13 protein-coding genes are annotated in these 13,358 nt (G+C 72.0%); 8 read left to right on the top strand and 5 right to left on the bottom strand.

Annotated elements, in window-relative coordinates; all coding sequences use genetic code 11:
- The first annotated feature begins 125 nt into the window (after positions 1–125).
- Genes ACFT32_RS20365 through ACFT32_RS20345 form a run of 5 tightly spaced genes read left to right on the top strand, consistent with a single transcriptional unit; the run spans position 126 to position 6,093 of the window.
- Positions 126–1,337: a hypothetical protein gene (locus ACFT32_RS20365; protein ID WP_382490994.1), complete on the top strand. Its 1,212-nt coding sequence runs from the start codon at positions 126–128 to the stop codon at positions 1,335–1,337.
- A complete protein-coding gene (locus tag ACFT32_RS20360; protein WP_382490992.1) occupies positions 1,334–2,620 on the top strand; it encodes an activator-dependent family glycosyltransferase in 1,287 nt (428 codons plus the stop codon). Before ACFT32_RS20365 ends, ACFT32_RS20360 begins: the two co-directional genes overlap by 4 nt.
- A gap of 11 nt (positions 2,621–2,631) precedes the next feature.
- Positions 2,632–3,933, top strand: a complete 1,302-nt coding sequence (rfbH, locus tag ACFT32_RS20355) for a lipopolysaccharide biosynthesis protein RfbH (protein WP_382490989.1) — start codon at positions 2,632–2,634, stop codon at positions 3,931–3,933.
- 7 nt (positions 3,934–3,940) lie between these two features.
- Positions 3,941–4,726 carry an SDR family NAD(P)-dependent oxidoreductase gene (locus ACFT32_RS20350; RefSeq protein WP_382490987.1) on the top strand — a complete coding sequence of 262 codons (786 nt, stop codon included), beginning with the start codon at positions 3,941–3,943 and terminating at the stop codon, positions 4,724–4,726.
- A gap of 8 nt (positions 4,727–4,734) precedes the next feature.
- Positions 4,735–6,093: a nuclear transport factor 2 family protein gene (locus tag ACFT32_RS20345; RefSeq protein ID WP_382490984.1), complete on the top strand. Its 1,359-nt coding sequence runs from the start codon at positions 4,735–4,737 to the stop codon at positions 6,091–6,093.
- Between the two features lie 82 nt (positions 6,094–6,175).
- Here the strand turns inward: ACFT32_RS20345 and ACFT32_RS20340 are convergent, their stop codons facing one another.
- Both ACFT32_RS20340 and ACFT32_RS20335 read right to left on the bottom strand, forming a co-directional pair.
- Entirely contained in the window at positions 6,176–6,907 is a 732-nt protein-coding gene (locus ACFT32_RS20340) for an SDR family NAD(P)-dependent oxidoreductase (protein ID WP_382492690.1), read from the bottom strand.
- Between the two features lie 55 nt (positions 6,908–6,962).
- Complete coding sequence (locus tag ACFT32_RS20335) at positions 6,963–7,370, bottom strand: nuclear transport factor 2 family protein (RefSeq protein ID WP_382490981.1); 408 nt, start codon at positions 7,368–7,370, stop codon at positions 6,963–6,965.
- Between the two features lie 173 nt (positions 7,371–7,543).
- On the opposite strand from ACFT32_RS20335, the gene ACFT32_RS20330 reads away from it, so the two are divergent.
- The 3 genes from ACFT32_RS20330 to ACFT32_RS20320 are packed head-to-tail and all read left to right on the top strand — an operon-like array spanning position 7,544 to position 10,193.
- On the top strand, positions 7,544–8,344 hold the full coding sequence (locus ACFT32_RS20330; protein WP_382490978.1) for a cyclase family protein: 801 nt from the start codon (positions 7,544–7,546) through the stop codon (positions 8,342–8,344).
- Between the two features lie 14 nt (positions 8,345–8,358).
- On the top strand, positions 8,359–9,087 hold the full coding sequence (locus ACFT32_RS20325) for a class I SAM-dependent methyltransferase (protein WP_382490975.1): 729 nt from the start codon (positions 8,359–8,361) through the stop codon (positions 9,085–9,087).
- The gene (locus tag ACFT32_RS20320) at positions 9,084–10,193 is read left to right on the top strand and encodes a DegT/DnrJ/EryC1/StrS family aminotransferase (RefSeq protein WP_382490972.1); all 1,110 of its coding nucleotides are present in this window, start codon (positions 9,084–9,086) and stop codon (positions 10,191–10,193) included. The genes ACFT32_RS20325 and ACFT32_RS20320 overlap by 4 nt, the downstream gene beginning before the upstream one ends.
- 80 nt (positions 10,194–10,273) lie before the next feature.
- Here the strand turns inward: ACFT32_RS20320 and ACFT32_RS20315 are convergent, their stop codons facing one another.
- Genes ACFT32_RS20315 through ACFT32_RS20305 form a run of 3 tightly spaced genes read right to left on the bottom strand, consistent with a single transcriptional unit; the run spans position 10,274 to position 13,310 of the window.
- Positions 10,274–11,716, bottom strand: coding sequence for an NDP-hexose 2,3-dehydratase family protein (locus ACFT32_RS20315; protein ID WP_382490970.1), 1,443 nt, complete (start codon positions 11,714–11,716; stop codon positions 10,274–10,276).
- Positions 11,713–12,717, bottom strand: coding sequence for an NAD-dependent epimerase/dehydratase family protein (locus ACFT32_RS20310; protein ID WP_382490967.1), 1,005 nt, complete (start codon positions 12,715–12,717; stop codon positions 11,713–11,715). The genes ACFT32_RS20315 and ACFT32_RS20310 overlap by 4 nt, the downstream gene beginning before the upstream one ends.
- Positions 12,684–13,310: a dTDP-4-dehydrorhamnose 3,5-epimerase family protein gene (locus ACFT32_RS20305; RefSeq protein ID WP_382490965.1), complete on the bottom strand. Its 627-nt coding sequence runs from the start codon at positions 13,308–13,310 to the stop codon at positions 12,684–12,686. The genes ACFT32_RS20310 and ACFT32_RS20305 overlap by 34 nt, the downstream gene beginning before the upstream one ends.
- Positions 13,311–13,358 lie beyond the last annotated feature (48 nt).

Genomic DNA, 13,358 nt, shown 5'->3' with positions numbered 1-13,358 from the left:
CCCACCGTACGACCGGGAGATCAAGCACGGCTTGAGGAACGGTGGATACCGAAAACGGCAGTTCGAGTGTTCTTCTAATACGGCCCCGTACCTTGCCGAGGTAATCGGATGACGGAGGTGGCGGGGTGACGGCGGCGACGAATGCCCTGGGGCGCGAACTGCAACTCGTCCACGCGGCACAGTGGCTCTACGCGATCAACGCGGAGCCGTTCGTACCGGGGGCGGGTGACCCGTACGCCCGGCTGGTACGGGGATTCGAGATCGGCGAAGACGGCACGGACGGCACGGACGGGACGGACGACGCGGGCGGAACCCTCGCGGCGATCGCGGAGCGGGGGCCGGTGTGGCGCAGCCGGCTCGACACCTGGGTCGTCACCGGCCCCGAGGCGCTGCGGGAGCTGTCCGCCGGCGCCGAACCGGCGGTGTCCGCCGCGGTGCCGCAGGCGGAGGCGTGGCTGCCCGGACCGGAGCGGCAGCGCACGCCGGAACTCGCCCGGGACCTGGCGCGGCGGGGCGGGACGAGGGCCGTGGGGAAGCGGGCCGGATCGCTGCGGGAGCTGGCCGGACAGGCCGCGGCCCGGCTCGGCCCGGGCCCGGTCGACCTGGTGGCGGACTTCGCCGAGCCGCTGACCGCGGCCGGGTTCGCCGTGCTCCTGGACGTCCCTGAGGAGCGGCGCGCGGCGTTCGCCGCCGATCTCGCCGCGGCTGCCCCGGCCGTGGACGCGCTGCTCTGCCCGCAGACGCTGGACACGACGCAACGCCTTGCGGCGGGCGTACGCGGACTGCGGGAACTCTTCGCCGGGCGCGCCCACGCGGAAGCGGACCTGGTGCTCGCGGTGGCCGGGGCCCGGGCCGCGGCGGACCTGCTCGGCGACGCGCTGCGCAGGCACCTCGACCGGCCGAGGGAGTGGGAGCTGCTGCGCTCGGACCCCGCACACGCGGCCCGGCTGGTGGAGGAGGTCCTGCACCACAGGCCGCCGTGGCGGGCGTGCCCCTTGGTTGCCCTTGCCCCGACGGAGGTGGCCGGCACCCGCATCGAGGCGGGCGACACCGTCACCGCCGTCACGACCACCACCGCCGTACCGGCCGGGACCGCCGGCGCCAACGAAACCGGCGGGTCCGCCGGGACCAGCGGCTCCCCGACGCCCCTTCCCGTGGCCGCCTGCGCCACCCTGCTCCCGGCCGCGCGGGCGCTCGCCGGGCACGCGCTGGTGGCGCTGGCCGCGCGGGGCCCGCTGCCGCGGCCGGACGGCGAGCCGGTGCGCGTGCGCCGGGCGCCCCTGACCCGGCGCCTGGTCAGGCTGCCGGCCCGACTCGGCGAGGAGGAGACGCGATGAGGGTTCTGTTCACCTCACTGGCCCACCACACCCACTACTACCCGCTCGTACCGCTCGCGTGGGCGCTGCGCACCGCGGGCCACGAGGTGCGGATCGCCAGCCAGCCCGAGCTGACCGACGTCATCACGGGTACGGGACTGACCGCCGTCCCCGTGGAGTGGTCGCTCGGCGCCCTGGAGGACCTCGGGCTGCTCGGCAAGCTCCACGACGAGGCCTCGGCCCACGTACAGGGCTTCGACTACGCCGCCCGGGGCGAACACCCCTGGGACTACGAGCAGTTGCTGGCACTGGAGAACATCATGGTGCCCACGCTCTACGGCGCGCTCAACAACGACACCATGGTCGACGCCCTCGTGGACTTCGCCCGCTCCTGGCAGCCCGACCTCGTGGTCTGGGAGACCTTCACCCTCGCCGGGGCCATCGCGGCCCGGGTGACGGGCGCGGCGCACTGCCGGCTGGTCTCGGGCCCCGACATCAGCGTGCGGGCCCGCAAGGAGTTCCTGCGGCTGGCCGCCGAGCAGGAGCCGGAGCACCGCGAGGACCCCACCGCGGAGTGGCTGGAGCGCACACTGCGACGGCTGGGATGCGACGCCGGGTTCGACGAGGACATGGTCACGGGTCAGTGGACGGTCAACACCACACCGCCCAGCACCCAGCTCGACCTGAAGCTGCCGACCGTGCGGGTGCGCCACGTGCCGTACAACGGCCCCGCGGTGGTGCCGGACTGGCTGCGGGCCGACCCCGGGCGCAGCCGCGTCTGTGTGACGCTCGGCTCCTCGGCCTCCGACGTCGGCGTCGACATGGCCGAACTGCTGGCCCATCTCGCGGAGCTGGACGCGGAGATCGTCGCGACCGTCGACGAGGCGACCCGCGAGGCCGCCGAGGACCTGCCGGACAACGTACGCCTGGTCGACTTCGTCCCGCTCAACGACCTGCTGCCCACCTGCGACGCGATCGTGCACCACGGCGGTGTCGGCACCAAGGCGACGGCCGAACTGCACGCCGTGCCCCAGCTGATCCTGGCCTTCGGCTGGGACACCGAGGTCATGGGGCGCGGACTCGAGGACATCGGCGCCGGCCTGTGCGTGCCGAGCGGCGACCTGCTTCCGGACGTCCTGCGCAAGCAGGTCCAGCGGCTGGTCGGCGAGCCGTCGTTCGCGAAGGGCGCCCGCCGGCTCCAGGAGGAACTGCTCGCGGTGCCCAGCCCCAACGAGGTCGTTCCGGTGCTGGAACGGCTGGTCGCCGAGCACGGCACGAACGGCTCAGTCCACGACCGAGGGTGAGGGATCCAGACGTGACGGACACCAAGGCGCTGGTGCTGGAACTGGCGCGCAAATACCACAAGGAACAGGAACCGCGCGGGTTCGAACCCGGGGTCACGCCGATCCTGTCCTCGGGCGCGGTCCTCGACGAGGAGGACCGGGGCGCCCTGGTCGAGGCGGCCCTGGAGATGCGGATCGCCGCCGGGGTGCGCACCCGGAAGTTCGAGAGCGAGTTCGCCCGCTACTTCCGGCTGCGCAAGGCCCACATGGTGAACTCGGGATCGTCGGCCAATCTGCTGGCGGTCAGCGCGCTCACCTCGCCGAAGCTGAAGGACCTGCGGCTGCGCCCCGGCGACGAGGCCATCACGGTGGGCGCCGGCTTCCCGACCACGATCAACCCGCTCGTCCAGAACGGCCTGACACCGGTCTTCGTGGACGTGGAACTGGGCACCTACAACGCCTCCCTGGCCCAGATCGAGGCGGCGATCTCCCCGCGCACCAGGCTCATCATGATCGCGCACGCCCTGGGCAACCCGTTCCCCGTCGCCGAGGTCGCGGAACTGGCCCGTAAGCACGACCTGTTCTTCATCGAGGACAACTGCGACGCCGTCGGCTCCACCTACGGGGGCAGGCTCACCGGCACCTTCGGCGACCTGTCGACGGTGAGCTTCTACCCTGCCCACCACATCACCGCCGGCGAGGGCGGCTGCGTGCTCACGGCGAGTCTGGAACTGGCGCGGCTCGTCGAGTCGATGCGCGACTGGGGCCGCGACTGCTGGTGCGAACCGGGCACGGACAACACCTGCCTGAAGCGGTTCGACTACCAGCTCGGCACCCTCCCGGCCGGCTACGACCACAAGTACATCTTCTCCCACGTCGGCTACAACCTGAAGGCCACCGACCTCCAAGGAGCCCTGGCCCTCAGCCAGTTGAAGAAGGTCGACGACTTCGGCGCGGCCCGGCGGCACAACTGGCGGCGGCTGCGCGACGGCCTGGCCGATGTGCCCGGACTGCTGCTGCCGCGGGCCACCCCCGGCAGCGACCCGAGCTGGTTCGGCTTCGCCCTGACCGTGCTGCCCGACGCGGGTTTCACCCGCAGGGACCTGGTCGACTTCCTGGAGGCCCGCAGGATCGGCACCCGCCGGCTGTTCGGCGGGAACATCACCCGCCATCCCGCCTACCAGGACGTGCGCTACCGGATCGTGGACGAGCTGGTCAACTGCGACATCGTCACGGAGGACACCTTCTGGATCGGCGTCTATCCGGGGCTCACCAAAGAAATGCTCGACTACGTCGTCGAGTCCATCACCGAGTTCTGCACGCGAAAGGGCTGATCGGACGATGTCCTCACCAACCAGCAGGGTCGCCGTCGTCACCGGCGCCACCAGCGGGATCGGCCTCGCCGTCACCCGGTCCCTGGCCGCCGTCGGCCACCGCGTGTTCCTCTGCGCCCGGGACGCCGACCGGGTCGCGCTCACGGTCAAGGAGCTGCGCGCCGAGGGCCACGACGTGGACGGCGCCGTGTGCGACGTACGGGAGGTGGCGCAGATCGAGGCGCTGATGTCCGCCGCGGTGGAGCGCTACGGGCCCGTCGAGGTGCTCGTCAACAACGCCGGCCGCAGCGGCGGCGGCCAGACGCACACCATCGCCGACGAGCTGTGGGACGACGTGATGGCCACCAACCTGGACAGCGTCTTCCGCGTCACCCGCGCCGCCCTGACCACCGGCCGTATGCGGGAGGGCGGCTGGGGCCGGGTCGTCAACATCGCCTCCACCGGCGGCAAGCAGGGCGTGGTGCTGGGCGCCCCCTACTCCGCCTCCAAACACGGGGTCGTCGGCTTCACCAAGGCCCTCGGACTGGAACTGGCCAAGTCCGGGATCACGGTCAACGCGGTGTGCCCCGGCTATGTGGAGACGCCCATGGCGGAGCGGGTCCGGCAGGGCTACGCCGCCGCCTGGGAGACCACCGAGGAGGAGGTGCTCGACCGGTTCCAGGCCAAGATCCCGCTCGGCCGCTACACCACGCCCGACGAGGTGGCGGGCATGGTCGGCTATCTGCTGACCGACGCGGCCTCATCCGTCACCGCGCAGGCGATCAACGTCTGCGGCGGGCTGGGAAACTACTGAGGAGAGCCATGCCGGACGAGACCGAGCACACCACCGTCCACGAGATCGAGGTGCGGGCCCCGGCCGGGGCCGTGTTCGACCTGGTTGCCGAGGCCTCCCGCTGGCCCGTGCACTTCCCGCCGTGCGTGCACGTCGAGCGCCTGGAGGGCGACGGCCGGCAGGAGCGGCTGAGGATCTGGGCGACGGCCAACGATGAGGTCAAGAGCTGGACCTCGCGCCGCGAACTGGACCGCCCTGGACTGCGGGTGACGTTCCGGCAGGAGGAGTCGCGGACGCCGGTGCGGAGCATGAGCGGCGAGTGGCTGCTGGAACCGCTCGGCGACCAGGGGACCCGGGTGCGGTTCACCCACGCGTTCACCGCCGCCGACGACGATCCCGAGCACGTCGAGTGGATCCGCCGGGCCATCGACACCAACACCGCGTCCGAACTGGAGGCCCTGCGCCGGGGCGTGGAGGACGCCGACCCGGAGCTCACCTTCACGTTCGACGACAGTGTGCGCGTCGAGGGCTCGGCGAAGGACGCGTACGAGTTCATCCGCGCGGCCGACCGCTGGACGGAGCGGCTGCCGCACGTCGCCCGGGTCGTCCTCACCGAGGACACCCCGAACGAGCAGATCCTGGAGATGGACACGCTCACCGCCGACGGCGCGACCCACACCACGCGTTCGGTGCGCGTCTGTTTCCCGGCCGAGCGGATCGTCTACAAGCAGATCCGGACACCCGCGCTGATGGCCGCCCACACCGGCGAGTGGATCTTCGAGGAGGACGACAAGGGCTGCACCGTCACCTCCCGGCACACCGTGCGGATCGAGCCGGGCGCCGTCACGAGCGTCCTCGGCCCGACGGCGGACGTGGCCGCCGCCCGCACCATGATCCGCGAGGCCCTCGGCCGCAACAGCCTCACGACGCTGCGGTGCGCGGCCGCCCACGCCGAGCGGCTGCGCGGCACCGGGCCGGTACCCGCCGAGACGTATGTCGCCGTGCAGCAGTTCTACGCCCGGCAGATGCGGCTCCTCGACGAGCGGCGGGCCGAGGAGTGGGCGGGGACGTTCACCGAGGACGGCGTCTTCGCGCAGAACATCGCCCCCGAGCCCCTGCGCGGCCGGGACGCCGTGGCCGCCGCCGTACGCCGCAACCTGGAGCGGACGGCGGACACCCCGGAGCAGCGGCGGCATGTGTTCTCCATGCTCACCGTCGTGCCCGGGCCCGACGGCTCCCTGAGCGCCCGCTGCTACGCACAGGTCCTCGTCACCCCGGCCGGAGGACCGGCCAGGCTGCACCTGAGCGCGGTGTGCGAGGACGAACTGGTGCCGCACGGCGACGGTTGGCTGGTGCGTCACCGCAGGGTCGAGCACGACGGCGTCTAGCGGCCGTACCGACCGTCACATACCTTCGGGCCGCACCGGCGAACGGTGCGGCCCGAAGGTATGCCCTTGCCGGCACGAGCGGTCAGGTGAGGGAGAGACCGCCGTCGACCGGGACGACCGCGCCCGTCAGGTAGCGGCCCCCGGGGTCGGCCAGCGCGGTGATCCACCAGGCAACGTCGTCGGGCGTGGCGACCCGTCCGAGCGGGATCCGCTCGGCGAGCTGTCCCAGGAACCCCTGGTACTCCTCGGCGGACATGCCGACGCGCTCACCGATGCCGGTGTCGGTCACGCCCGGGGCGACCGACAGCACCCGGATACCGCGTGGCGCCAGCTCGACGGCCCAGGTGCGGGTGAAGTGGTTCAGCGCCGCCTTCGTCGCCCAGTAGACCGAGTTGTCGGGGAACCCCTGGATGCCCAGCGAGCCGGCCGAGCTGACGTTGACGATGGTGCCGCCGGACGCCTCCAGGGCCTCCAGGGCGGCCTGCGCCACGAAGGCCGGGGCGATCAGGTTGACGGCGACCTGATGCTCGGTCGCCGCCCGGTCGAGTTTGGCGAGGGGTGCGAACGTGCCGGTCCCGGCGTTGTTGACCAGCACGTCCACCCGCCCGAACGCCCGCAGCGCGGCCTCCACCACCGTTTCGCCGGCGCCCGGCTCGGTGATGTCCGCCACCAGGGTGCGGATGCCGTCATGGCCCTCGGCCGTCTCGTCGAGGGCGGCGGCGGTGCGGCCCACGACCAGGACACGGTCTCCCTGCCCGGCGAAGCGGCGGGCCGTCGCACGGCCGATTCCGGTGCCGCCACCAGTGATGATCACAGTCCTAGGAGTCATGCCGGGACGCTACTGACGAGGGCTCGAAGCCGGGTCGAGGTCAGTCCGCCGGCCGGTCGTCCCGGGTTATGTGCCGCTCGGCCACGAGCAGTTCGCCGTCCCGCCGGACCAGCCGGTCGCGCATCACGCAGGACAGCTCCAGCCGCGGGGCGCCGCCCCGCGGGGTCGCGAGGATCTGCACGTACGAGACGGTCTCGATCCCGTCGCCGGTGCTCCGGGCGGTCGTCATGGTCACCCAGTGGCGGTGCGTCTCCCCGGCGGCGGCCCGCCCCTCGACCGCCGCCCGCGCCCCGGCGGCGATGCCGTCCCGGCCCCGGACGGGCTCGGTCATCGACGGGGCCTTGAAGACGGCGTCGGGAGTGAACGTGCCGGCCCAAGCCTCGGCGGCACCGCCGTCGAGCAACTGCATATGGCGGGCGTAGAACTGCTGGATATCGGTGCTGTTCACGAACGGCCTCCCCTACGACGGTCCTGCGTGTCGGTCCTCGACGCCCGACCCTGGCGTACCTCTGTCGCACCCCTGTCGAATCCCGCTCGAGAGGGCCGTGCGGTCGTCGAGCGGTCTTCCAATGCCTTCCGAGCGGCTGCGGCCAGGCTGGCTGGGTCGTCCAGGAGGTGACCGTGCGCATCATTGACCTGTCCTCGCCGGTGGACGCCGGCTCGTTCGAACCGGACCCCGTGGTCCACGAGGTGATGTCCCCACGCGAGGGCGCGCTGCACATGCGCGACGAGATGCGGCGCCACTTCGACATCGAGTTCGACCCCGACGATCTGCCGGACGGCGAGTTCCTCTCGCTGGACCGGCTGAGTCTGACCACCCACACCGGCACGCATGTCGACGCGCCCTCGCACTACGGCTCCCGGACGACGTACGGCACCGGCGTGCCCCGGCACATCGACGCGATGCCGCTGGAGTGGTTCCTCGCCCCCGGAGTCGTCCTGGACGTCCGGGGCCGCGAGGCCGGTGTGGTCGACGCGGCGGACCTGCGCAAGGAGCTGGACCGGATCGGCTACACGCTCGCCCCGTCCGACATCGTGCTCCTCGACACCGGCGCCTCCGCGTGGTCCGGCACGAGCCGGTACTTCACCGACTTCGTCGGTCTCGACGCGAGTGCCATCGCCTTCCTGCTCGACGCGGGCATCCGGGTGGTCGGCACCGACGCGTTCAGCCTGGACGCGCCGTTCACCACGATCATCGCCGAGTACCGGCGGACCGGGGACCCCGCCGTGCTCTGGCCGGCCCATGTCGCCGGACGCCACCGGGAGTACTGCCAGATCGAGCGGCTCGCGGGCCTCGAGCAGCTGCCCGCACCGTACGGCTTCCAGGTGGCCTGCTTCCCGGTGAAGATCGCCGGCGCCGGGGCCGGCTGGGCGCGCGCGGTCGCCCTCGTCGACGACCAGGCCCCCCTGACCAGCCCCTGACCCGAGGAGAAACCATGTACAGCACCGACCTCGCCGAGGTCTACGAGACGGTGTACCGCAGCCGGGGCAAGGACTGGGCGGCGGAGGCCGAGGACATCGCGGCCGTGGCCCGCGGGCACGCCCCGGGCGCCGACACGCTGCTCGACGTGGCCTGTGGCACCGCCGCCCATCTCGGCCCCTTCAGCAAGCTCTTCGCCACGGCGGAGGGCCTGGAGATCGCGGCGCCGATGCGTGATCTGGCGCTCGAGCGGTGGCCCGGTCTGACCATCCACGAGGGCGACATGCGCGACTTCGACCTCGGCCGCCGGTACTCCGTCGTCACCTGCATGTTCTGCGCCATCGGCTATCTGGGCAGCGTCGAGGAGATGCGCTCCGCCGTGGCCTCGATGGCCCGTCACCTCGAACCGGGCGGCGCGCTGGTCATCGAACCCTGGTGGTTCCCCGAGCAGTTCAAGGAGGGGTTCGTGGCCGGGGACCTGGCCCGCGAGGGCGATCGGACCGTTGCCCGGATCTCCCACTCCACCCTCCAGGGACGCGCGACCCGGATGGAGGTCCAATTCCTCGTCGGCGAGCCGTCGGGCATCCGGACCTTCACCGAGATCGACGTACTGACCCTGTTCACGCGCGATGAGTACGAGCAGGCGTTCAAGGACGCCGGCTGCTCCGTCACGTACCAGCCGGGCCCGCCGACCGGCCGCGGGCTCTTCACCGGAGTCAAGGAGCGGGAGGTGTCCGGACGATGACCACCTACGTCTGGGACTATCTGCGGGAGTACGCCGAGGAGCGTGAGGAACTCCTCGACGCCGTCGACACGGTGTTCCAGTCCGGTCAGCTCGTCCTCGGACAGAGCGTCTCCGGCTTCGAGCAGGAGTTCGCCGCCTACCACGGGCAGCCGCACTGCGTCGGTGTCGACAACGGCACCAACGCCATAGTCCTCGGCCTCCAAGCGCTCGGCGTGAAGCCGGGCGACGACGTGCTCACGGTGTCCAACACGGCCGCCCCCACGGTCCTGGCCATCGACGCCGTGGGAGCCAGGCCGGTCTTCGTCGACGTGCGCGAGGAGGACTACCTCATGCGCACCGACCTGCTCGAGGACGCGCTCACCGAGCGGACCACGGCGATCGTGCCGGTGCACCTGTACGGGCAGTGCGTCGACATGGCCGCGGTGACCGCCTTCGCCCAGCGCCACGGCCTGAAGGTCCTGGAGGACTGCGCCCAGGCCCACGGCGCCCGCCACCACGGCCGGCTCGCCGGGACCATGGGCGACGCCGCGGCCTTCTCCTTCTACCCGACGAAGGTCCTCGGGGCGTACGGCGACGGCGGCGCGGTGGTCACCCACGACGCCGGCACCGACGCGGAGCTGCGCCGGCTGCGCTACTACGGCATGGAGGACAGGTACTACGTTGTCCAGACTCCCGGGCACAACAGCCGCCTCGACGAGGTCCAGGCCGAGATCCTCCGCCGCAAGCTACGGCGCCTCGACACCTACGTCGAGGGCCGGCGGCGCGTGGCGCGACGCTACGCGGAAGGCCTGGGGGACACCGGCCTGGTCCTGCCCGAGAACGCGGTGGGCAATGATCACGTCCACTACGTCCACGTGGTCCGCCACCCCCAGCGGGACCGGATCATCGAGCGGCTCAAGGCGTACGACATCGAGCTGAACATCAGCTACCCCTGGCCCGTGCACACGATGTCCGGCTTCGCGCACCTCGGCTACCACGAGGGCGATCTGCCGGTCACCGAGCGGCTGGCGAAGGAGATCTTCTCGCTGCCGATGTACCCCTCGCTGCCGCCGCACGTCCAGGAGAAGGTGATCGAGGCGCTGCGCGAGGTGATCGCCGGCCTGTGACGCCCTGCCCCGGTGCTAAACGCCGTGTCCCGGTGAGGCGGTCCGCCTCACCGGGACACGGCGTTTCAGGGGGCCTGCCGTCAGCCCGCGTGGTACAGGCTGTGCAGGCAGGCGATCAGGCTGCGGGCCTGGACGTTGACGTAGTGGCTGTGCCGCAGCAGGTCCGACAGCTGGTGCAGCGTCATCCAGCGGTGGTCGGGGTGGTCGCGGGGCACGTCCTGGTCGGTCTCCACGATCAGGTAGCGGTTGAGCGCGTGGAAGAAGCGGCCGCCCTCCTCGGAGAGCACCGTGTCGAACCGGACCCGTTCCCCGGGAGCCCCCAGCACCTCGTCGAGGAAGGGCGGCGCGGTCCCACCGGGCAACTGCGCGTGGCTCTCCGCGACGCACTGCACGGTGGGGCCCAGCTCCACCACGTCCGCGAAGCCCGGCTCCACGCGCGCGTGCACGAGGACGTGCAGCACCCCCTCGAAACGCCGGACAAGGAAGGCGATGACGCCCTGCCCCACCGGTTCGATCATCGGCTGGCTCCACCGGTGGACCTCACGGCCGCCGGCGTCGACCCGCACCCCGATGACGTCGAAGAAGGTGCCCGCGTCGTGGCGGATGCGTTCGTCGGTGCGGCTCCAGTCGCGCAGCTCGCCGAGCGCGACCCGGCGGACCGCGATGTCGCTGCTGGTACGCCGGTCGGTGATCCAGCCGAGGATCTCCGCCGCGCTGTGTACGCTCACCGCCCCGGGGTCGCCCGAGCGCAGCAGCGCGGACCGGAAGTCGTCCCCGTCCGGCTGCTCGACGTCCGGACCGGTGAACGGCAGGCACGACAGCACGGTCCGGGCGTCCATGTTGACCGTGTCCCGGCGCCCCAGCAGCTCGTGGATCTGGCCCAGCGTCATCCAGCGGTACCCGTCGAGGGCCTCCACTGGCTCGGGCAGTTCGACGACCACGTTGCGGTTGCGCTTGCGGTAGAACCAGGACCCCTGCTCGGACTGCCGTACGTCGGCGAGCACTCCGGGACGGCTGTGGATGTCCATGAAGTGCTCGAGATACGGCACCGCGCGCCCCTGGTGGACCCGGGTGTAGTTGCTGCGGGTCGCCTGGACGGTCGGGGAGAGCTGGAGCCCCTCGGCGTTGCCCGGCTCGACCTTCGCCTGCATCAGGCAGTGCAGCACCCCGTCGATCGGGGCGGTGAGAATGCCGAGGATGCCGATCTCCGGCTGGTTGATGATCGGCTGGGTCCACCGCGCCACCGGCGCGCCCGGGTTGCTGACCTCCAGCCCGTGCACGGTGAAGAACCGGCCCGTGTGGTGGCGCAGATCGCCGGTGCCGGGGTCGGTCTCCCAGCCCTCGAGGGCGTGCAGGGGGACCTTGTCGACATGGGTGTAGGCCCGCCGGCCGTAGTCGGCGAACCAGTCCGTGAAGTCGGAGAGGTCGCCGAGGGGACCGGTCCGCAGCCGGGCCGAATCGTCGATCCGCCGCTCGGCGGGATCTCGCGTCGCGGCGGAAGAGGGGGCAGGGGTGTCGCTCATGAGACCTCCAGGGAGGTGGTGTCCGCTGACGCTTCCCACATCGCCCGGACGGACTCGCCGAGCGGGATCGTGGGCCGCCAGCCGAGCACCTGGGCGGCGAACCGGATGTCCGCGCAGGTCCAGCCGCCGCCCTTGCTGGCGACCTCGGCGGAGTTGAGCTTCGCCGACGCGGCGTCCACACCGGCCGCGTCGAACAGGGCGTCGACCAGGTCGCGCATCGGCACCGCCTCGCCGCGCCCGATGTTCACGACCAGGCCGGTGACGGGCGCGTGCACCGCGGCGACGGCCGCCCGGGCCAGATCCCGTACGTCGACGAAGTCCCGCCGGGCGTCGGCGACGTCGAGACCGATCACCTCGCCGGGTCCGAGGGCGCGCAGCCGGGCCACGACGGCACCGAGGAAGCTGGCCGTCGGGGTGTGCGGTCCGCAGACGTTGACCGCGCGCAGCACGACCCCGTCCACCCGGCCCGCCCGGGTCTGGGCGAGCAGATGTTCGGAGCCGGTGCGCTTGGTCAGCCCGTACGGGGTCAGCGGTCCGGGCTCGCGCTGTTCGTCGATGCGGACCCCGTCGGGCACGGGCCCGTACTCGTGGATCGATCCCATCTGGACGATCCGCAGCCGCCGGGAGGTCGCGGCGCACCCCTCGACCAGGCGCTCCACGAGATCGATGTGGGCGCTGCGCATCTCCTCGACGGTGGTGCCCCAGCCGCCGGTGGCGTTGATGACGGTGCCGACGCCGTGCCGGTCGAGGAGCGCCGCGAGCTCCTCCGGCGCGGCGGCGGCGACATCGAGGGGGACGAAGGCGTCCGCTCGGGTGTGCGGGGCCGGGTTCCGGGCCACCGCGAGCACCTGGTGCCCGGTCCGCAGCAGTTCGTCGCAGAGGCTGCGGCCGACGCATCCGGTGGAGCCCAGCACGGCCACGGTCCCGGCGGCCGGCCCGCCCTGTGTGGTGGTGGACATCGCCGGGCTCAGCGCGTGGCGCCGATGCCGGAGGGCTGCCACAGGGCCTCCTCGACCGCCAGGGACTCGGCGTAGTCGGGCAGCAGGCCCTGGGCCCGGGCCGAGGCGAAGGACAGCGCGGCGGCGTCCCGCTCCGACTGCACCGTGTCCGGGCCGGAGGGGATCCGCACGCCCAGGTCCTTGTCGAAGACGTCGACGGCGAGCTCGTTCTCGGCCACGTAAGGGCCCGTCAGCAGATACGACATGACGGTTTCGTCCTCGAGCGCGACGAAGGCGTGGCCGACGCCGACCGGGAAGTACGAGGCGCGGAAGTGGACCTGGTCCATCTCGACCGCGTCCCACTGCCGGAAGGTGGGCGAGCCGACCCGCAGGTCGACCACGATGTCGAGGGCCCGGCCGCGCGCGCAGTACACGTACTTCGCGGTGCCGGGCGGCGTGACGGTGAAGTGGATGCCGCGGATCGTGCCGCGCCGGGAGAGGCTGTGGTTGGTCTGCGCCACCGGGAAGTGCGGCCGCCCCAGGGCCTGCTGGAACGCGTCGAGCTGGAAGGGCGAGACGAACAGCCCGCGGTGGTCGCGGAACTGGCGGGGGGTGAACTCGTACGCCCCCTCGACCTTGAGCTTACGGAACTGCATCGCTTGGTTCACCGTCCGGGAGGTAGTCGGGTACGGCAGGGCCGGCGG

Source organism: Streptomyces sp. NPDC057002 (genome assembly GCF_042673825.1).
Classification (GTDB): Bacteria; Actinomycetota; Actinomycetes; order Streptomycetales; family Streptomycetaceae; genus Streptomyces.
Note: the sequence above shows the minus strand (reverse complement) of the source record. Positions and strands in the feature narration are given on the sequence as shown.